This window comes from Nocardioides sp. Root122, from assembly GCF_001425025.1.
Taxonomy (GTDB): Bacteria; Actinomycetota; Actinomycetes; order Propionibacteriales; family Nocardioidaceae; genus Nocardioides.
On the sequence record NZ_LMDE01000010.1, the window covers coordinates 311,389 to 330,635 of the forward strand.

Annotated in this window: 11 protein-coding genes and 3 pseudogenes; 8 read left to right on the top strand and 6 right to left on the bottom strand. The window is 67.2% G+C overall.

Annotation, left to right across the window (positions count from 1 at the left end; genetic code table 11):
• Positions 1-155 precede the first annotated feature (155 nt).
• Both ASC64_RS10610 and ASC64_RS10615 read right to left on the bottom strand, forming a co-directional pair.
• The gene (locus ASC64_RS10610) at positions 156-950 is read right to left on the bottom strand and encodes a DNA-formamidopyrimidine glycosylase family protein (RefSeq protein ID WP_056907507.1); all 795 of its coding nucleotides are present in this window, start codon (positions 948-950) and stop codon (positions 156-158) included.
• Positions 943-5,481 (bottom strand): ATP-dependent helicase, encoded by a 4,539-nt coding sequence (locus ASC64_RS10615; protein ID WP_056907508.1) that lies wholly within the window; start codon positions 5,479-5,481, stop codon positions 943-945. The genes ASC64_RS10610 and ASC64_RS10615 overlap by 8 nt, the downstream gene beginning before the upstream one ends.
• Positions 5,482-5,630: 149 nt before the next feature.
• Here ASC64_RS10615 and ASC64_RS10620 point away from each other — a divergent pair, with 149 nt between their 5' ends.
• A complete protein-coding gene (locus tag ASC64_RS10620) occupies positions 5,631-6,905 on the top strand; it encodes a calcium-binding protein (protein ID WP_162245793.1) in 1,275 nt (424 codons plus the stop codon).
• A 431-nt stretch (positions 6,906-7,336) separates the two neighbouring features.
• Positions 7,337-9,658, top strand: coding sequence for a hypothetical protein (locus ASC64_RS22020; RefSeq protein WP_156385129.1), 2,322 nt, complete (start codon positions 7,337-7,339; stop codon positions 9,656-9,658).
• A gap of 182 nt (positions 9,659-9,840) precedes the next feature.
• Here ASC64_RS22020 and ASC64_RS10630 read toward each other — a convergent pair whose 3' ends face one another.
• Positions 9,841-10,356 carry a hypothetical protein gene (locus tag ASC64_RS10630; RefSeq protein WP_056907883.1) on the bottom strand — a complete coding sequence of 172 codons (516 nt, stop codon included), beginning with the start codon at positions 10,354-10,356 and terminating at the stop codon, positions 9,841-9,843.
• 624 nt (positions 10,357-10,980) lie between these two features.
• On the opposite strand from ASC64_RS10630, the pseudogene ASC64_RS23160 reads away from it, so the two are divergent.
• The 4 genes and pseudogenes from ASC64_RS23160 to ASC64_RS22025 form a co-directional block, all read left to right on the top strand.
• A pseudogene (locus ASC64_RS23160) lies at positions 10,981-11,154 on the top strand (HNH endonuclease); the annotation flags it as partial.
• 165 nt (positions 11,155-11,319) lie between these two features.
• A complete protein-coding gene (locus ASC64_RS10635; RefSeq protein WP_056907511.1) occupies positions 11,320-12,225 on the top strand; it encodes a tyrosine-type recombinase/integrase in 906 nt (301 codons plus the stop codon).
• Positions 12,226-12,401: 176 nt separating this feature from the next.
• On the top strand, positions 12,402-14,381 hold the full coding sequence (locus ASC64_RS21680) for an AAA family ATPase (protein ID WP_082550376.1): 1,980 nt from the start codon (positions 12,402-12,404) through the stop codon (positions 14,379-14,381).
• Between the two features lie 272 nt (positions 14,382-14,653).
• Positions 14,654-15,181 carry a hypothetical protein gene (locus ASC64_RS22025; RefSeq protein WP_156385130.1) on the top strand — a complete coding sequence of 176 codons (528 nt, stop codon included), beginning with the start codon at positions 14,654-14,656 and terminating at the stop codon, positions 15,179-15,181.
• Between the two features lie 247 nt (positions 15,182-15,428).
• Here the strand turns inward: ASC64_RS22025 and ASC64_RS10640 are convergent, their stop codons facing one another.
• From ASC64_RS10640 to ASC64_RS10650, 3 genes are all read right to left on the bottom strand, one after another.
• Positions 15,429-16,112, bottom strand: a complete 684-nt coding sequence (locus tag ASC64_RS10640) for a hypothetical protein (protein ID WP_056907512.1) — start codon at positions 16,110-16,112, stop codon at positions 15,429-15,431.
• A 78-nt stretch (positions 16,113-16,190) separates the two neighbouring features.
• Entirely contained in the window at positions 16,191-16,679 is a 489-nt protein-coding gene (locus tag ASC64_RS22030) for a hypothetical protein (protein WP_156385131.1), read from the bottom strand.
• 114 nt (positions 16,680-16,793) lie between these two features.
• Positions 16,794-17,369 carry a GIY-YIG nuclease family protein gene (locus tag ASC64_RS10650; RefSeq protein ID WP_056907514.1) on the bottom strand — a complete coding sequence of 192 codons (576 nt, stop codon included), beginning with the start codon at positions 17,367-17,369 and terminating at the stop codon, positions 16,794-16,796.
• A gap of 641 nt (positions 17,370-18,010) precedes the next feature.
• On the opposite strand from ASC64_RS10650, the pseudogene ASC64_RS22765 reads away from it, so the two are divergent.
• Both ASC64_RS22765 and ASC64_RS23165 read left to right on the top strand, forming a co-directional pair.
• A pseudogene (locus tag ASC64_RS22765) lies at positions 18,011-18,556 on the top strand (DUF222 domain-containing protein); the annotation flags it as partial.
• 267 nt (positions 18,557-18,823) lie between these two features.
• Positions 18,824-19,226: pseudogene (locus ASC64_RS23165) on the top strand (DUF222 domain-containing protein); the annotation flags it as partial.
• Positions 19,227-19,247: the final 21 nt, after the last annotated feature.

Consider the following 19,247-nt stretch of genomic DNA (forward strand, 5'->3'; position numbering starts at 1 on the left):
CGCCCGTCCGGGCCGCTGACCGGGCAGTTGGTCCCCGTCCGGCTCGTTGACCGGGCGGTTGGTCCTGTGGCACGCCATCGCTCCGATGGGGACGAAGTGCCTGCTCGGCGTTCGTGACGGGGAGGGAGTGCCCGCTCGGCGTACCTGACTGGGAGTCAGCGCTCCGGCTGGCAGCTCGGGCACCAGTACGCCGCCCGCTCGCGACCCGGCTCGCCCACCATCGCGACGGCGATGGGCGTGCGGCACCGGCGGCAGGGGGACTTGTCGCGGCGGTAGACCCACATCCGCTCGCGCTCGCGCAGGTTGCCGGTGGTGGACTGGATCGCGCGCTCCTTGTTGACGTCGAGCATCTGGTGCGCGCGACGGACCAGGCGGGTGAGCTGGGCGCCGACCTCGGAGACCGGCGTCGTGGGGTGGACGCCGCTGGTGAAGCAGAGCTCGGCCATGTACATGTTGCCGACCCCCGCGAGGTTGCGCTGGTCGAGCAGGGCCTCGCCGATCGGGCGCGCGGGTTGGCTGCGCAGCCTGGTGAGCGCCTCGTCCTCGTCCCAGTCGGGGCCCAGCAGGTCGGGCCCGAGGTGGGCGGTGAGCGCGTGCTCCTCGTGGCGCGGGACCACCTCGACGATGCCGAGGGAGAAGCCGACGGCGGAGCGGCCCGGGACGCCGAGCACCACGCGGGCCTGCTCGGCGGGCCGGCGCCACTTCTCGCCCGACGGGTAGACGTGCCAGGAACCCTCCATCTTCAGGTGGGTGTGCAACGTCCAGTCGCGCTGGTGCTCGATCCGGGTGATCAGGTGCTTGCCGCGGGAGAAGCTGTGCCCGACGGTGGCGCCACGGAGGTCGAGGGTGGCGTAGGCCGGCACCCGGAAGTCGCTGACCAGCAGCTCACGGCCGCGGAGGGCCCGGTCGAGCTTCGCCGCGGCGCGGTAGACGGTGTCACCCTCAGGCACGCAGTCTCAGCCCCTTGGGTGTCGCCACGAAGCCGGCGGCGGCGAGGGCCTGCCGGATCGGGGTGTCGCCACCCCCGCCGATCAGCGCCTGGCCGTCGGCCTTCTCGACCGTCAGCCGGCCCAGGGCACCACGGCGGGCGGCGTCGGCCAGTGCCTCCATCGCCGGGGTGAGCGAGTCCGGCTCCTCGGTCCAGGTGAGCAGAGTGCGGCCGCCGCGCTCGACGTAGACGGTGAGCTCGCCGTCGACCAGCACGACGAGCGCGCCGGCCTTGCGGCCGGGACGGTGACCGGACGCCTCACCGATGGCCTCGGGCCACGGCAGGGCGGCGCCGAACGGGTTGGCCGGGTCGGTGGCGGCGAGCGCCACCACGGCCGGCTTGGCGCCGGCCTTGGTGCTGTCGGGCTCGGCGAAGGTGCGCAGCCGGTCGATCGCACCCGCGCTTCCGAACTGCGCGGCGCCGAGGCCCTCGATGAAGTAGCCGCGCCGGCAGCGGCCGGTGTCCTCGAAGGCGCTCAGCACCTTGTAGACGCCGGCGAAGCCGCCGGAGACCCGCTCGCTGACGACCGCACCACGGGTGACGACGCCGTGGCGCTCGAGCAGGTGCTCGGCACGGGCGTGGGCCCGCCGCGTGGGGTCGCCGTCGCGCTCGGGGAGGATCGCCCAGCGGCCGGCGGTCTCGGGCGGACCGGTGCGCACCGGCATCCGGCCACGAGTGGTGCGGCCGAGCCGGGGCGGCGTACGACGGGTGCGGTGCGAGGGGGTGCCGCTGCGAACGAGGGCGCGCATCGGGGCGAGCGTGTCGTTGGTGACCCGGCCCTGCCAGACGAGCTCCCACAGCGCGGTGGAGAGCTCGGCGTCGCTGGTCGAGCCGACGCGGTCGGCGAGCTGGCGGAAGAACCAGGCGCCCCCGCCGTCCAGCAGGTCGAGGACGGCCCGCTGAACCCCGGTCGGCTCGTCGCCCTCGACCTCGGGCAGGGTGAGGTGCGCCTGGTCGGCGAGGTGCAGGCTGACCCAGCCGTCGCTGCCGGGAAGCGGCGCGTGTCCGGTCCAGATGACCTCGCCCGACACGGTGAGCTCGTCGAGCATGGAGGGTTCGTAGTCGCGGACCCTGGCCGCGAGCACCAGGGGCTCGAGGGCGCTGGCGGGCACCGGGCAGCCGGCGAGCTGGTCGATGGCCGCGATCACGCCGTCGAGGCCGCGGAGGTTGCCGCCGACGCGTTGCCACGCGGGCAGGAAACGCGCGACCGCGGCCTGGTCGACGGGCTCGATCTCCTGGCGCAGGCGCGCGAGGGATCGCCGGCGCAGCTTGCGCAGCACCTCGGCGTCGCACCACTCGCTTCCGGACCCGGAGGGCCGGAACTCGCCGTCGAGCACCCGGCCGCGGTGGGCGAGGCGCTGCAACGTCTGGCGGGCGACCGCCTCGCCGAGGCCGAGGCGGGTGGCGACCTCGGCGGTGGTGAACGGGCCGTGGCTGCGGGCGTAGCGCGAGACGAGGTCGGCGAGCGGGTCCTCGGGGAGCTCGAGGAAGGCGTCGGGCGTGCCGACGGGGACCGGGACGCCGAGCCCGTCGCGCAGCCGCCCGATGTCCTCGATGGCGGTCCAGCGGTCCTCGCCGGCCATGCGCACCTGGACGACGCGGCGTACGTCGGACAGCGAGGACACCCAGTCCTCGACGTCGGCGCCCTCGACGGCCCGGGCGCGGATCTCGTCGGTGGAGAGCGGGCCGACCAGCCGCAGCAGGTCGGCGACCGCCTCGGCGTCGCGCGCCCGCCGGTCGGGGGCGAGCCACTGGAGCTCGGCCTCGACCTCGGCGAGCACCTCGGGGTCGAGCAGCTCGCGCAGCTCCGCGCGACCGAGCAGCTCGGCGAGCAGGCCCTGGTCGAGCGAGAGCGCGGCAGCCCGGCGCTCGGCGATCGGGGAGTCGCCCTCGTAGACGAACTGGGCGACGTAGCCGAAGAGCAGGCTGCGGGCGAACGGGCTCGGCGTGGTCGTGGCGACGTCGACCACGGTGACCTCGCGCCGCTGGACGCGGCCGAGCAGGGCGACGAGGGCGGGGAGGTCGTAGACGTCCTGGAGGCACTCGCGCACGGCCTCGAGCACGATGGGGAAGGCGGGGTACTTGGAGGCGACCTCGAGCAGCTGGGCGCTGCGCTGGCGCTGCTGCCACAGGGGGCTGCGGCGGCCGGGGTCGCGGCGGGGGAGCAGCAGGGCGCGGGCCGCGCACTCGCGGAACCGGCTGGCGAACAGGGCGGACCCGCCGACCTCCTGCGTGACGAGCTGCTCGATCTCCTCGGGCTCGAAGACGATCACCTCGCCGGTCGGCGGCTCGGCGTCGGTGTCGGGGATGCGGATCACGATGCCGTCGTCGGAGGCGACGGCCTGCCCGTCGACGTCGAAGCGCTCACGGAGCCGGGCGTTGATCGCCAGCGCCCACGGCGCGTGCACCGGCGTGCCGTAGGGGGAGTGGACGACCAGGCGCCAGTCGCCGAGCTCGTCGCGGAAGCGCTCGACGACGACCTGGGTGTCGCTCGGCACGACCTGGGTCGCCTCGCGCTGCTCGCCGAGGTAGGTGACGAGGTTGGTGGCGGCGTAGTCGTCGAGCCCGCGCTCCTTGACCCTGGCGACCGCCTTCTGCGGCGGCAGGCTCGCGAGCTCGCGGCTGAACGCACCGACCGCCGCACCGAGCTCGGCGGGCCGGCCGAGGGCGTCGCCCTTCCAGAACGGCAGGCGGCCGGGGATGCCCGGAGCCGGGGTGACGAGCACGCGGTCGTGGGTGATGTCCTCGATCCGCCAGCTGGTGGCACCGAGGGCGAAGACGTCGCCCACGCGCGACTCGTAGACCATCTCCTCGTCGAGCTCGCCCACCCGGCTGGCCTTCTCGCCGACGAGGAAGACGCCGAACAGGCCGCGGTCCGGGATGGTGCCGCCGCTGGTCACCGCGAGGCGCTGGGCGCCGGGGCGGCCGCTGAGGGTGCCGTTGACGCGGTCCCAGACGATGCGCGGGCGCAGCTCGGCGAACTCGTCGCTGGGATAGCGGCCGCTGAGCAGGTCGAGGGTGGCGTCGTAGGCGGCGCGGGGGAGCCCGGAGTAGGACGCCGCGCGCTGCACGAGCGCGAACAGCTCGTCGACCTGCCACTCCTCCATCGCCAGCGCCGCGACGACCTGCTGGGCGAGGACGTCGAGCGGGTTGGTCGGGATCGACATCTTCTCGATGGCGCCGGTGCGCATGCGCTCGACCGCCACCGCGGTCTGGGCGAGGTCACCGCGGTGCTTGGGGAACAGCACGCCGCGGCTGGTCTCGCCCACCTGGTGGCCGGCGCGACCGACGCGCTGGAGGGCGCTGGCGACGCTCGGCGGCGACTCGATCTGGATGACGAGGTCGACGGAGCCCATGTCGATGCCGAGCTCGAGGCTGCTGGTGGCGACGACGCAGGGGAGCCGGCCGCGCTTGAGGTCGTCCTCGATGATGGCCCGCTGCTCCTTGGAGACCGAGCCGTGGTGCGCCTTCGCGATGACCGTCTCGGCGCCGCTGCTCTGCCCGGACTGCGCCATCACCTGGGCGGGCGGCTTGCCGTCCCCCGGATGCGCAGGCGCCGGCTCCTCGGCGGCCCGCTCGGCGCGGTCGGCGGCGATCTCGTTGAGGCGCGCGGTGAGCCGCTCGGCCAGCCGGCGGGAGTTGGCGAAGACGATCGTCGAGCGGTGCTGCTCGATCAGGTCGACCACGTGCTCCTCGACGTGCGGCCAGATGCTCGTCGACCGGCCGGGGTCGCCCGACTCCTCGTCGTACTCCTCGGGCATCGTCATGTCCTCGACCGGCACGACGACGCGGAGGTCCCACGCCTTCGTGCTGGGCGGGGCGACGATCTCGACCGGCTGCGTGCCGCCGAGGAAGCGGGCGACCTCGTCGAGCGGGCGGACGGTCGCGCTGAGACCGATGCGCTGCGCCGGCGTCTCGAGGAGGGCGTCGAGCCGCTCGAGGCTGATGCCGAGGTGCGCGCCGCGCTTGGTGCCGGCGACGGCGTGCACCTCGTCGATGATCACCGTGTCGACGCCGCGCAGCGTCTCGCGTGCCTGGCTGGTCAGCATCAGGAAGAGCGACTCGGGCGTGGTGATGAGGATGTCGGGCGGCGTGGTGCCGAGCTTGCGTCGCTCGGCCGGGCTGGTGTCTCCGGACCGCAGCCCGACGGTGACGTCGGGGACCGTGGTCTCGAGCCGCTCGGCGGTGTTGCGGATGCCGGTGAGCGGGGCGCGGAGGTTGCGCTCGACGTCGACGCCGAGCGCCTTCAGCGGGGAGATGTAGAGGACGCGGGTGCGCCGCGACTTGTCCTCGGGTCGCTCGCTGCTGAGCAGTCGGTCGATGGCGTGGAGGAAGGCGCTGAGCGTCTTGCCGCTTCCCGTCGGGGCGACGACGAGCGCGTGCTTGCCCGCCGCGATGGCTTCCCACGCACCGTCCTGCGCGGGTGTCGGGCTGGCGAAGGATGCCTCGAACCACGCACGCGTGGGCGCGCTGAAGCGGTCGAGGGCGGTCATGCCCTGCAGTCTGTCACCGGGGTACGACACCGGCCGCGCCCGTGCGGACGGGCGACGGGGCGAGCGACAACTCCCGGTCCGGTCGACGCGTCACACTGGGACAGCCCGTAGAGGGACGCCGACCCACTCGGAGGAGAGCCATGCGACGCATGCCCATCACTGTCTCGTTGATCGTCCTGGCGCCGATCGGCGTCGTGGGCCTGGCCGCGGGTCCCGCGGCGGCCGAGACGACCTGTGACGGCAAGGTGCCCACGATCGTCGTCGTGCCCGGCGAGGCGACCGCGGGCACGCCGGGTGACGACGTCATCCTTGGCTCGTTCGCCCAGGACCGGATCGACGGCGGTTCGGGTAACGACACGATCTGCGGGCTGGGCAACGCCGACACGCTGGTCGGCGGCCCAGGTGACGACCGCCTGTTCGGTGGCCTCGACGACTTTTACGTCCCCGACGACGGCTACTCCGGCGACATCCTCGTGCCGGGTCCGGGCAACGACTTCATCGACCTGGGGGACGACCCGGCGTCGGCGACGGTCGACGACGTGGACCGGCCGGCCCGCTACGACAAGGTGGTCTTCGAGGACGCGCCGGGCCCGGTCACCGTGGACCTCTCGGCCGGAAGGGCGTCCGGCGAGGGCACGGACACGATCGCGGTACCGGCCTTCTCCGGTGGGATCGTGGGTTCGGCTCACGACGATGTGCTGACGGGGACGGACGGCCCGGACCGCATCGACGGCGGCCGCGGCGACGACCGCATCCGTGCGCTCGGCGGCAACGACGAGCTGGAGCCCGGCCGGGGCGACGACGTCGTGCGCGGCGGTGACGGTGACGACTTCATCATGTCGCCGGACAAGGGACGTGACCGGCTCTACGGCGACGGCGGCGACGACGGCGTGGAGGGCTACGGACGGGGGAGCGCCATCGGCGGCGGTGACGGCGACGACTTCCTCTTCGCCCGCCTCGGCGCCACGGTCCACGGCGGACGGGGCAACGACCAGATCGAGGCGGACCTCATCCGCAGGACCCGGATCGAGGTGGACGCCGGCGGCGGGCGGCGCGACATCGTGCGGCTGCGGGCGCCGAAGTCGGAGTTCCCGCGGGGCTCGAGGTACGTCATCGACGTGCCGCGCAAGCGCGTGATGGTCGGGGGCGCCACGCGTGCGCGCTACGAAGGCGTCGAGGACCTCCGGTTCTCCGGGCGTCCCGGCCGCCTGACCTACCTGGGTGGCTCCAAGCGCGACCGCCTGTCCGTGACCGGTGGGATGCAGGTGAAGGCGTACGGCCGACGCGGGGCCGACATCCTCGTGGGCGGCTCGCGCAACGACCTCCTCGACGGTGGTCCCGGCCGCGACCAGCTCGTCGGTGGCCCCGGTCGGGACCGGTGCATCAGCGGCGAGCAGCGACGGCAGTGCGAGGTGCGCCGCTGACGCTGGATGGGCGGGGGGAGTGGCTCGACGTTGCCGGCGCGCCTCTTCGAGGGGCGACCGGAGCGCTCTGATGGGCCGCTCGGTTACCCAATCCGCCCAGAATGGGCTACCTGGGCGAGCCTCGGCACTTCGTCCAGGTGCTCACTTCCTGACCCCTGTCGCCACAAAGTCCAAGCTGGCGCTGTTCTTGGGCTCTCCGATTGCCAGACGCAGCCGGCCGTTCCGCACGCCCTGGAAGCAGTACCGCGGCTTCCCCGTGAAGTCAGTTCGTGCCAGGTCGGGCAAACGCGCTTGCCGCAAAAGCACCGCCGTGATGGCTTCGAGCGATGGTCGCCGATGACGAGGTCAAACCACGCGCGCTGCGTTGTGGCCACGGTCCGCGTTCGGACAGGATATGGTCGTCGGGTCGCGTACGAAAACTGGGGGTACCCTTGACTTCTCTCGAGCGCTTAACGGTAATTGGTGCGTTTATCGAGCATTGTCTATTGGCAGAGGGATATACCTTTCCACACGGACTTGCCGATGCTGTCAAATTGACCCCGGCAGGTAAAGAGATCGTTAATGCAGTTTCCACACACGAGCCGTCGGTTGGTGAGGCAGACGCCCTGGCTGCGGCTCTCGGCGTCTGCGCCGGTGGCGATTCGTTGCTGGTCGATTATGAGAACACCGACGAGGCTGAAGTCTACAAACTCCTGGGCGAGGAAATCAGTCACCGGAGAATCCGCTATCCCTGGGTCTTCGGTCGTGAACTAGATAAGCACTATGCCGCTGTCTACTCGAACTCTACAAATCTACGGGCTCTTCCGCCCGGTCAGTCGTTCGCGCTACTAGACGGCGTCTCGCAGGGAGTGGCGCAGATTCGAGACGTCGTTGTCGGCCCCCTTGGCATTCTGCTGTCGCACGACATCCGCAGTTGCCCGCCTACGACATGTGGCCCGAACTACCAATGCTCAATGCTGGGTTGCAACAGCGCACATCATCTCCGCCTGACAACTGGACACACACCTGCGGGTGTGTTTTACGAAGCTCTTGGCCGCCTCCATCCCCCTAGTGAGCGTATGGCGTTCCGTAGGTCAGACATCCTAAGGCCCGACGAAAAGCACTGGGACTGGCTGAACGATGGCGGCATACCATGGCTTCTCGGAAACGCGCTGACGCCAACCGAACAACGCGCGCTTCTCGTTCGCCTTCTTCGGCTCGATGACACCGTCAGCGCCGATCGATTGAAGGGACTTGAAGTACTTGAAGGCTTCAGCAAGAACGGTCTGAGAGTCGCAGACTCTTTAACAGACGCTGAAGTGCTGCAGATGCTTTTGACTTTTGGCACTAAGTCCTTAGTCATGCATCTCGAATGCTTGGTGGATGATGGCCACATCCATCTCTCACCGAGCGAAGTCAGGGTTCCGGTGCTGCAGCGCCATGTCGACGGCGGAGGGTTCAAAACCTCTCTAGAACTGAGTCCAGCGGGAGTACGATTTGCCCCCGAGGCACGTGTGCCACTGTTGCGCTCGTTACTGAGGGCGTTATACGCCGATAAGGAAGATGAGCTCGCTTTTCTGCTGCTTGACTTTCCGGGCGCCGCGTTCGACCGGCTCGACCTATTTCTCCGCGCGGCGAACGAACAGGAAGTGTTGCGCCGTTTGGTTCTCTCGTCCAGAGCAACGCTTCTCCGAGCGTTTGACGAACTGCGTTATGGGCATTTTGCTGTTCCTGGCAACGAAGAGCAGGCTCGAGCGCTGGAGCAGCGACTCCTATGGAAGTTGATTGGAACCCTTGACGCCCCCACAACTCCCCAGGGCCGCCTAACGCAATTTGGTGACATATTCCGCGGTGTTGTGGCGATCCGCCCTGAAGTAGCCACGGAGGAATGGGTCACGGCGGTGAGAAGTGCCGGAATGGACTTTTTTGTCGAGGTCGAGGCCATCGTGGCTCTCGCTATCGATTTCGCCGGCTGGATGCTAACGTGTGATCATTACAATCAAGGCCGCGATGGCTTTTTGTACAGTCGCGACAGATCTAAGGCATGGACGGCTCGGCTCTTGTCAAGCGCAGAAGTTGAAGGTTTTGAGTTCCGCGAGGGCGGCAATCCGATGGGCACTCTCATCCAAGCAGGACCAGTACTTGCCGACCTACTTGAGGATATTCAATCGCGCGAGGCTGAGTTCAGGCGAACCGGTGAACCTCAGTGGGCGAGTCACTCTTCTGTACTAAATTTCCCATTCCGCCACACCCGCCCTATTTGCGACATATCAACAGGCTCCGCTGAAGCGATATTCGGCGCGCTCCGGGGGCTGCGAAGCGAGTTTTCCCGCGCAGACGTTGCCGGTACACGCAATCGCCTAGGTCATCCGCCAGCCACATTCCCCTCCTCTTCCGAGCTGAACCTTGCGCTCGACGGCGCACTGCGCTCTGTTAACCAACTCGCGCAACTTGGACTGATCCCTACTATCTATCGACTGCATTCCTCCACGGTGGATGCATCGAGAAGGCAGGCGCGCGTGATGCGGGACGGCAGCGGAGCCGAGATCACGATGTTCGGCCCATCCGAGCTTCTGATGGCGGGGATGCCTTGGTCAACACCGCAATTGGTCATCGTTCCGGGTGTACTGGTTCGAGACACTCTTCAGCCCCTGCGATTCAAGGTCTTGGAAGACACCGAGTTTGCTAAGGAGTGGCGGGACTATCAGGGTCTCGATGCGGTCGACTCTCACGGCAGTGAGGAGCAACCTTCGGCGGGTCGTCCGGTCGGCTAACTGACCTCTGCTGCGCGCAGAGCGCATGTTGACCTGGGACTCGGCGCAGCTCGTAAGCGTCCGAGACGCGTTGCTTAGACTGGCGTCAAGGCACAAGCCGCGTGACGAAAGGGCCCTGGCCGTTGTGCATCTTGGGTGCGGGCACGGCCTGCACCCCGCAAAGCACAGTCATTCCGCCGCGTCTACCCCTTTGGCGTCACACGGCGGCCGGCCTTGCGATTGGCGAACGGTCTCGCCCTCCAGTCGCTCACGAACTGGGCGATGAGCTCTGACTCGACGTCCTCGGGATCTTCGTCTGGAATTTCGCGCCAGGCGACCAGCAACTCGTCGCTGTCCTTCAGCTGCCAGAGATAGCGGCCGCCCCAATGCCCGACTGGCTCACCCGCGCCGTGGCGCCGGAACTCGTCCAGCCGCTTGGCGAGCCCACGGCGGCCCGTTGCGCCGCCTGAGGCCTTTCCGATGTAGAGCACTCGCGATCCTTCAACCCACGCATCCTGCAGGGACGATCGGTCAACGGACGGGTCTTTCCCCTTGAACCGGCCAGCAGGACTCGCGTCTAGGAACTCGGGCGCTCCCTCGTGCTTGCGCAGCACGACGTACACACCCGCCGCGCTCTGTACTGACGTGCCTCGCAGATCGGCGAACGTGACGAACCCTTCGAAACCAGTGGAGGCAAGACCTTCGAGCGTCCAATCCATCACAGCAGTCTGCATCAAACGGCAGCCGCCGGGAGTCGCGTCAATCCGCCGCGAGCGCTGTCGGGTCGCGCAGCTAGGGTGGCTCGACTGGCGATTTCGGTCCGCAGGTGGACTTGGCCATGCCACGATTTGATGGTGGCGACTGAACTCGAGGGTGAGGATGCTGCTCGGGCGTGCGCTTGGTGCGGCGGAAGTATGGAAGGCAAGAAGTCGAGCGCTCTCGCCTGCTCCGTCGCCTGCAACAACGCACGTCTCAACGCCCGCCGGGTGGCGGCGAAGTGGGACGGTGTCGACGCCGAACGTCCATGTGAGAACTGCGGCCTGGCGATGGTCGGTAAGCGTCCACATGCGAAGTACTGCTCACGCAAGTGCAAGACGGCAGCGTCCGACGTGCGACGCCGGGAGTCTGGTGCGGCTCGTGATCGAGACCGAGCCCGCTACGCGAGCGAGTCTGAAACCCGGCGCGCGTACGCCAGGCAGTATCTGCAGGACAATCCGGAGCGCATGCGAGCTATCCGTCTCAAGCGGAGGGCCCGGATCCGCGCCGCGAGTTTTGCGTTCTCCGAACGAGACTGGAGACGTCTTCTCGACCGCTACCGGCGCTCATGAGCCTACTGCGGCGATGACACACGGCAACTTCAGCGCGAGCACGTGATCCCGCTGGTTAGGGGTGGCAATCACGGCATTGGCAACATCATCCCAGCCTGTCCGCCATGCAACTACGCAAAGAAGGACAAGCTCGTAGTCGAGTGGCGTCGTCCTTCATTCTCGCCGGCCCGCATGGGATGGCTGCCCTGAAGCCGGGTGGCTGAACATCCAGACTGCCGGCTCCACGTGACACATTCCGCCGCGATGCCCCTTGGCGTATCTAGGGGTAGCGGCTCGGGCCTAGCGTCAGGCGAGTGCCTCGTCCTCGCTTGGCGAACCAGGTCGGGGCTTGACCGACCCCGCCAGGTGACACCGATGACCACTCTCCTTCCAATCCAGCCCGACGCCATGACGCCCGCCGAGCTCGCGGCAGTGTCGTATCTCGCCCGCTACTCCGGGCACACCCACACTCTGTACACCGCCCAGCTGCGGCGCTGGTTCGCCTGGTGCGAGACCAACGCACTCGACCCGCTCGTTGGGATCCAGCGCGCCCACATCGAGCTGTACATCCGTCACCTCGGACAAGCCGGGCTGATGCCCTCGTCCGTCGTCACTTCGATGCACGCCGTTCGCGGCTACTTCCGCTACGCCCACATCGACGGACTTATTGTCTCTGACCCCGCCGTCTACGCACGCCTGCCACGGGTGCACCGCGACGAGTCCTGCACCCAAGGACTGGACCGCCTCGAACTCATCCGGTTCCTCCAGATTGCCCAGACGCTCGCCGTGCATCACGGCGCCCTGGCGTTCCTGCTCGGCATCAACGCCCTACGAGCGTCCGAGGCAGCCGCGGTCCGGATCGAGGACTACTCCGAAACCCTGTGCGGACATCGAGTCCTGCACCTTGTCGGGAAGGGCGACAAGCCAGCCACCATGCCGGTCACCGTTCCCGTGCTGCGGGTCCTTGAGGCATGCCGCGGTGACCGGACCGAGGGACGACTCATCCTGCGCCCCGTGTCTGGCAACCCCATCGAGAGGCGAGACGCGTACCGGATGGTTGCCCGCATCGCGAAAGCGGCCGCCATCCCGCGCCACATCAGCCCGCACTCGCTCCGCCACGCCGCCATCACCAACGCCCTTGACGCCGGCGTCCCCTTACGCGACGCACAGATCCTCGCCAGACACTCAGACCCACGCACCACCGAGCTCTACGACCGCGCCCGCGGCAACCTCGACCGCCACGGCGTCCACTTCCTCACCGCCTATGTCGCCGGAGTCTAACGAGAGCGGGCACCGGCGGCGCAGAAGCGCATGCGAACGCACAGGATTGGCCGTGCCCCTGCTAGTTGGCTCCCACATCCACGACCTCCGATTACTCAGGGCCGCGCCGTACCTATGCTGCCCGGAGACCGCGTGTTCGGAGAGGATCGGGCATCTCGGTGCGACAGGATCCTTGCATGGCAATTCGCGCATTCGACGTTGGCTCACTGCGTGGTCTAGTTCGCGCGCAAGCCGCTGAGCTCGGGAACCTCATCGTGCTGGCCGGACCTAACGGCGCGGGCAAGTCGAGTCTTCTCGACCTGCTACGACAACAGCGTCACGCGCTAGCGGAGCCTGGAACCACCGTGATGTTCGTTGGACCGCACCGAACCTGGCGCTCGTCCTCATTGAACAAGGTCTCGCTATTCGGTTACCCGATGGCCTCATACGGGGCGCTGCTTGAGAGCGACAACCTTCCTCACTTCCAGTACGCGGTCCCGGCCGGGATGCAAGGCCTACAGGGGACTCATCGTGACAGCGCAAGCGCCGACGATGCCCCAGCTTTCGTCAAAACGAGTCTCGGACGATTGAAGGATCGTCAGCAGTCCTTGGTGACATCGGTTTGGGAAGCAAACGAGGGCCACGTGCCGCAAGGGGCTGTCGCTAACCTTTTCGAGCCATTCGAAAGACTCATTGCAACTCTCCTTCCGCACTTGCATTGGGTTGGCGTCGACGACAGCAATCCGGACAACATTCAAGTGCGTTTTAGGGCGGCTGGGACGAACGGCCCAGAATTTGACATCGATCAACTATCGTCGGGTGAGAAGGCCGCGATATCGCTAATGCTGCCACTGGTCGAGCGACAAGCGGAACAGCTCGTTACGCCGCCCGCCGTCGCGCACGGAATCGTTCCACTCACAATGCTGCTGGACGAGCCTGAGTTGCACCTCCACCCTCTTTTGCAGTTACAGGTTCTCCAGTATATGCGCGAACTCGCCTCCGAGGGATCAGCGCAATTCATTTTGACTACGCATTCGCCCACCATGCTGGACTCTTTAACTGACGAGGAGTTATATCTCGTATCTCCAGCCGAGATCTCCCCCGAGAACCAGTTGAGCCGATTGACGACACAACAGGAGCGACTCGAAGTCGCGCGCGACTTAACTGGTGCAACTCATTATCTGACGCGCGCCAAGCCCATCGTGTTCGTCGAGGGAGAAGGCGAGCGATCTGGACTAAGTGCAGACTCACGAGTCATAAGCAACCTTCTACCTGCGACTCGCTCCTGGGCGCTAGTGCCCGGGAAGTCCAAGAAGGAAGTCAGTTCTGCGGTAGTCCGCCTACGGCAGGAAGGTCTTCACTTGCCCGGAACGCCAGTCTTCGGGCTCGTTGACGCAGACTCCGACAGCACAACGGATTCTCCTTACGTTGTCGCTTGGCCAGTAGCAATGGTTGAGAACTTCCTGCTAGATGCAGACGCCATCTACCAAGTCCTAGCTCCGTTTGGTGATCAAACGCGAGCAACGTCAGTGGCCACGGTACTGTCCGAGCTTCGAGCAGCGGCTGATTCGAGAGTGGACGACGAGGTTCGTCTGCGGGTGCAACGGCAACTGCCTATAGGTCACCTATCACTGCGTCCTGCCGAAATCGATAATGCCGACGACATCGCGGAGTCAGAGACTGCGCGGTGGCTCTCTAAGATCGAGGCTCTGGATGTCCCAGCGATTCGTGAGCAAGCCCGCTCTGAGGTCATAGAAATAGTCGAACGTGGCGAGGCCCTCGCTCGATTCCACGGAAAGAACATCCTCCACGCCGTGTATGGGGCTTTGGGCGTCGCAAATGCTGGGCTTGGCAAACCGGCTTTTGCGCTGAGTATCGCGGCTTCGCCGGCAGCAACCGCTCGGGCCACAGCTCTAGCAGGAGCGGCGCTGGACCAGATCCGGCTGTTCTTCCCGGGAGGTCTCGTAGAGGCACTCGCCGATCGTGGTGAGCCACTGCGCCGCGCCGAACTCGAAACGCAGTGCAGAACCCACCTAAACGCCTGGACGTCTGGGGCGCCTCAGCCCGAAGGAAGGGAGGCGCTTCGGGCGGACCTATTCGCATTCGCCCGCACGCTCGATGAGACTGCGCGCTCGGAACTCGTGGCACTTGCAGCACAGATCGGCACACCGTCCTGATGCAGTTGCATGCCGACCTTTGGGGCACCTGCCAACCTTCACGAACCACCGCGATCATCTAAAACATCGTCGCGCACAACATGCACGGCCGTTCGCGGGACGTTTCCGCGACGGACGCCGCTATGCCGCTCTCGCCATTGCTGCATTCCGCCGCGAATCACGGTGCAGGGGCATCTTGAGTTTCGCTGTCGCCAACATCTGTGGGCCGTAGCATCGGGGGTCAAGAGGGAACAGGGGACTTAGTGGCTTACCAGACAGACAGGCTGCGTCGTGTGAACGGCGACACGCTCGTCTCATTGCGCGATGTTGCAGATCGACTCGACGAGTTGTCGCAGCGATACCCGGACTCGGAAGCCGAGATCGAGGCGATCGCCAGGGAGCTTGTACGCATGCCCGCGACGCGGCCGTTCTCTCCTGAGGACAACCCTTGGCTTTGGCCTCGCCCAGAGTGGAAGGGATGGCAAGACGCCTTAGAGGATCAACTTGGGTCGGTGCCTGAGAGTCTGTGGCGCAGCATCGTGATTACGGTGCGTAAGCATCCCAATCCGTGGGTTCAGATTGCCGGCACTGACAGCAACGGCTTCTCGCTGCAGGTCCACGATCCCGACCACAAGTTCTCCAACCTCGGGACGTTGGGCTGGAACCCGAGGACAGACCTGCCGGGTCCGCCAGGGACATTCTGGGAACCCCCCGACCCGAAGTGGAGTGTCTCTTCCGCCGCTGACTCTGCGGCCCAAGCGCTCGCATTAGGTATGCGTATGCGGCCGCAAGACGTAGATGTCGAGAAGATGACGTTCTGAGCGTCCGTCCTACGAACCAACTGACACACTCCGTGCGGTTCCATAGACAGCCGCCGAAGAATCCAAGATGGCAGGTGGCGGTGTAGGCCGTCCGGAGCCCGATGTCCCCGGTCGAGGATCGAGGCAGCACCCCTTCCACGACGACTGACGCGGCTACCGGACGTCCGAACTGCTTCCGAGATCCGTGGCGCTGAGTGAGTCTTACCGCCGCGATCAGGGGGTCGGACCGAGCGCGTGCGGTAACAACTCAGGGCGTCGGGCAACCGATGGTCCGGTCCCTGAAGCGATCTCTCATGGCGAGGAGATCCGGCGAGTTCTGATTCGCCGTCCGATGCCACTGGCTGAACGACGGGTGGGGAACGCGGAGCGGCTTGGGCAACAGGTCGGGAATGGCCGCTGCCACCATGCGTTGCGCGAAGGCGCCTGCAGCCACCACTCGGCCATCGAAGCCATCAGCGACATCAGCGACATCAGAGAGCCTGTGGCGGAACCCGGCGAGGAGAAGCTCCGACATCGCCCGTGCCTCAGCTCCTCGCATCGACGAAGGGGAGCGCGCCCTCGATCGACGAATCTTTTCGATCAAAGTCCACTCCCCATCTCCGAGGTCGGGAGTCTCGGCGTCGACGAATGCGGCTTGCTGCATGGGGACGTTGCTGACGTTCAAGATCGCGATGCGATCGTCCCCCGCCGCGTGACTCTGTTGGACGAAGCGTCCGAGACTCATCTGCTTGGGTTGCCCCGGCAGTAGGAAACGAAAGGCACTCTTGCCAGCTGCTCCAGCGACGGGCACTCGCGCCTTCAGCTCGTCGACATGGGGTGACTCGAAGACGAAAACGAGTTGCACGGCGCGGCTGGATGGCACGAGGTCCGGGACGTAGCACTGCCGGTACATCCCGCTCCCGTTCTCGGACAAGTAGTCGGTGACACTCACGTCAGGTCCACCTCCAAGGGCGACGTGCGGATCCGATCGTCATCGGCGGGCTGCTATCGGCGAGTCGCGCTGCGTGGGTCACTTCGCCGTATTGGGCTGCGCATCTCGCTCAATGAACCCAGGCACCTCCGCGGCCCAGGTCACTCCTGCGGCCGCATACTTGCCGGGACCTCGTAGTCCCGTGTTCTCGAGCTTCTCCAAGGTGTAGTTCTCTCGAGCGGTGACCACTACAACGGTTCGGGCCGCGGTTAGGACTTCGTGCCACTCATCGACCGTGACCGTCTCGAGGAGTTGGTCCGCTCCGAACTCGTACACATGGTCCGCGTGCAGTGCGTCATCCGACCCGTTCTTTGGGGGCGACTCGCCGCGCTCGGCGTAGGCATCGATGACTGCTTGGGCACGAACGGACCGATAGGGAAGCGTTGCCTTCTTGTTTGTATTCCGTCGGCGCATTTCGTGCCGGATCACACGGAGCGCGTCCGCGGCTTGTAGCCGCCCCGCGCGCACAGCGTCGGCCAGTACCGATGCGAGTTGTGCGTCTCGCTCGTCGCGGTTTGTCCGGGTCATGTTGACGAGTGTGCCGTCAGCAAGAGCCGAACGGTTCCGTTCAGCGGAACCGCCCTCTTGGCGTACGTGATACCGCCGCTTGCCCGCGCACTGCAGGCTACGGCCGACGGATCCCTAGGTTCGCGGAGTCCAGCTCCTTGCGGTCGTCGCCATTCGCCTCCTCGCCTCACGCAGCTCGGTTCGAGGCTCGCCAACCTTGTCGAGGTTCAAAGGTGGCCGAAGGTGACGCACCACTGCGGTCTCAACCTCGTCAAGGACCGCCCCCGCAGGGCTTACCCAGGTCGCCAGAGACAGGCGCTCGTTCATCCAAGCACTCAGGCGTGCCTCGCCAGTCTCGAGCGCGAAGTTGGCACTGCCGTCTGGCTTTGCCAGGTTGCGCGGCACTGGCGTCAGATCAAGTACCTCTACTAGCAACGCGGCGAGGCTGCGACGGACAGTGGAGGAGCCGGTCTTCCCCGTCGCGAAGTGGGTCCCAACGTCACGACCGTTCAGGCTTCGCTCCGCCTTCCCGACATAGAGCGGCTGATCCTCGAACGCAGGCGTTTGGGAGAGGTCCGACCACGACTGGTCGTCGCCGTAGAAGGCGTAGAGACCGGCCGATTTGGCAACTTGGTCAACCGCATCGGAGCGTCGGTGCCTGGTGCCAGCAAGCGCGTCGAGGGCGGACACAATCAGGTCATCGGCGGTCATGTCTCATCATTGCGCAACGCAGAGGTGCCAGGTCTCGGTCAGCGAGACGTCGACTAATCCGCCCCGAGACCCACGTCATTGCGCCGCGATTGCCCTGGGCCACCGGTTGTCGGCCCAATGTCGTCGCCCCGATCCGGGCGGATGCCGAGGCGGGTGCCGCCCCCGGAGGCCTGGGGACAGGATCATCGCCGCTGTCGGTGGCGACGGCTACCGTCAAAGACAGATTCGAGCGAGCGAGCTCGGGCCCTACCTGAAGCCACAACTCTGGCTGTACACACCTCACTGATACCCGGCCCACGACCGTAGTTGTCCATGCGCCCGACGAGGGGTGCGGAAGGTCCAGCCAGTGAGTGCAGTGCCAGCCGATCAGCCCCACCCGGGAGCGTGGGTGGGCGTGTGGCGCGCCCCCGGCACGCAGCCGGAGGCGTCGCCGCTGGTGGACCACGTGCTGTCGCGTGTGCACGCGTCGCTCGCCGAGGTGGGCGAGGTGTCGCTCGGGGGTCTCTCCGATGCGGACGTGGAGCGGCTGGTTGATGAGCTGACCGGTGTGACGAGTCGCCTGACCCGCGAGCTGTGCCGGGTGGTGGCCGAGGCCGACCGCCGCCGGTTGGGGGACGCGACCGGCGCCCGTGRCGGCCAGGTTGAGCAGGCTGGCGCGTGCGTTCGAGGAGCCCCTGCACGCCCCCACCGGCCAGGCGCTGGCCGCGGGCGAGCTGCGGGTGGAGCAGGCGCGGGTGATCGTGGGTGCGGTCGACGCGATCCCCGCAAGCGTCCGCACCGCCGAGGGCGTGACCCGGATCATCGATCCCGGGGTCCGGGCACAGGCACGCGACCACCTGCTCGCCGCCGCGGCCGAGCACGACGCCAAGGCGCTGCGCAGGCTCGGCAAGCGGATCCTCGACGTGGTCGCACCGGAGCTCGGCGAGGCACAAGAAGCCGCCACCCTGGCAGGGGAGGAGTCCCGCGCCGGCGCGACCGCCGACTTCGTGATGGACGACGACGGCAACGGCCGCTGCCACGGACGGTTCTCCCTGCCCTCCTACATTGGCGCGATGCTCAAGCGACACCTCCTCGCGCTGGCCAACCCGGCCCGGCACACCGAGGCCGAGCTGCGCGACGAGCGAGGCGGTTGGAAACCGCTGTGCCGCCGCATGGGCGAGGCGTTCATCGAGTACGTCGAGCGCTACNGCCCGGCACACCGAGGCCGAGCTGCGCGACGAGCGAGGCGGTTGGAAACCGCTGTGCCGCCGCATGGGCGAGGCGTTCATCGAGTACGTCGAGCGCTACCCCGTCGACGCCACCCCGCAGACCTCCGGAGTCAACGCCACCATCGTCATCACGATGACGCTCGAGCAGCTCCTCGGCGAGCACGCCACCGCGCTGCTCGACGACGGCACCCGCATGTCCGCCGCCCAGGCCCGTCGACTCGCGTGTGAGGCCGGGATCATCCCCGNGACCCTCGAGCAGCTCCTCGGCGAGCACGCCACCGCGCTGCTCGACGACGGCACCCGCATGTCCGCCGCCCAGGCCCGTCGACTCGCGTGTGAGGCCGGGATCATCCCCGCCGTCCTCGACGGTGAGGGCCGGGTGCTCGACCTCGGCCGCAGCCGGCGGCTGTTCACCAAGGCACAGCGCATCGCCCTCGGCCTGCGTGATGGCGGCTGCACCGCCCGAGGCTGCGAGACCACCGCGTCGGGCTGCCACGCCCACCACGACGACCCGTGGTCCCGCGGCGGCCTCACCGACCTCGCCAACGGGCGTCTCCTGTGCCCACGGCACCACCGGCTGGCCCACGACTCCCGCTATGCGATGACCGTCCACGCCGACAACAAGGTCACCTTCGCCCGGCGGACGTAGACCCGGATCCCCCGATTAGAC

Coding starts and splice junctions, on each gene's coding strand:
- ASC64_RS10635 (WP_056907511.1), top strand. CDS start 11,320: ATGACCACTCTCCTTCCAATCCAGCCCGACGCCATGACGCCCGCCGAG.
- ASC64_RS10615 (WP_056907508.1), bottom strand. CDS start 5,481: ATGACCGCCCTCGACCGCTTCAGCGCGCCCACGCGTGCGTGGTTCGAG.
- ASC64_RS10630 (WP_056907883.1), bottom strand. CDS start 10,356: ATGGATTGGACGCTCGAAGGTCTTGCCTCCACTGGTTTCGAAGGGTTC.
- ASC64_RS10650 (WP_056907514.1), bottom strand. CDS start 17,369: ATGACCGCCGATGACCTGATTGTGTCCGCCCTCGACGCGCTTGCTGGC.
- ASC64_RS21680 (WP_082550376.1), top strand. CDS start 12,402: ATGGCAATTCGCGCATTCGACGTTGGCTCACTGCGTGGTCTAGTTCGC.
- ASC64_RS22030 (WP_156385131.1), bottom strand. CDS start 16,679: ATGACCCGGACAAACCGCGACGAGCGAGACGCACAACTCGCATCGGTA.
- ASC64_RS10620 (WP_162245793.1), top strand. CDS start 5,631: ATGCCCATCACTGTCTCGTTGATCGTCCTGGCGCCGATCGGCGTCGTG.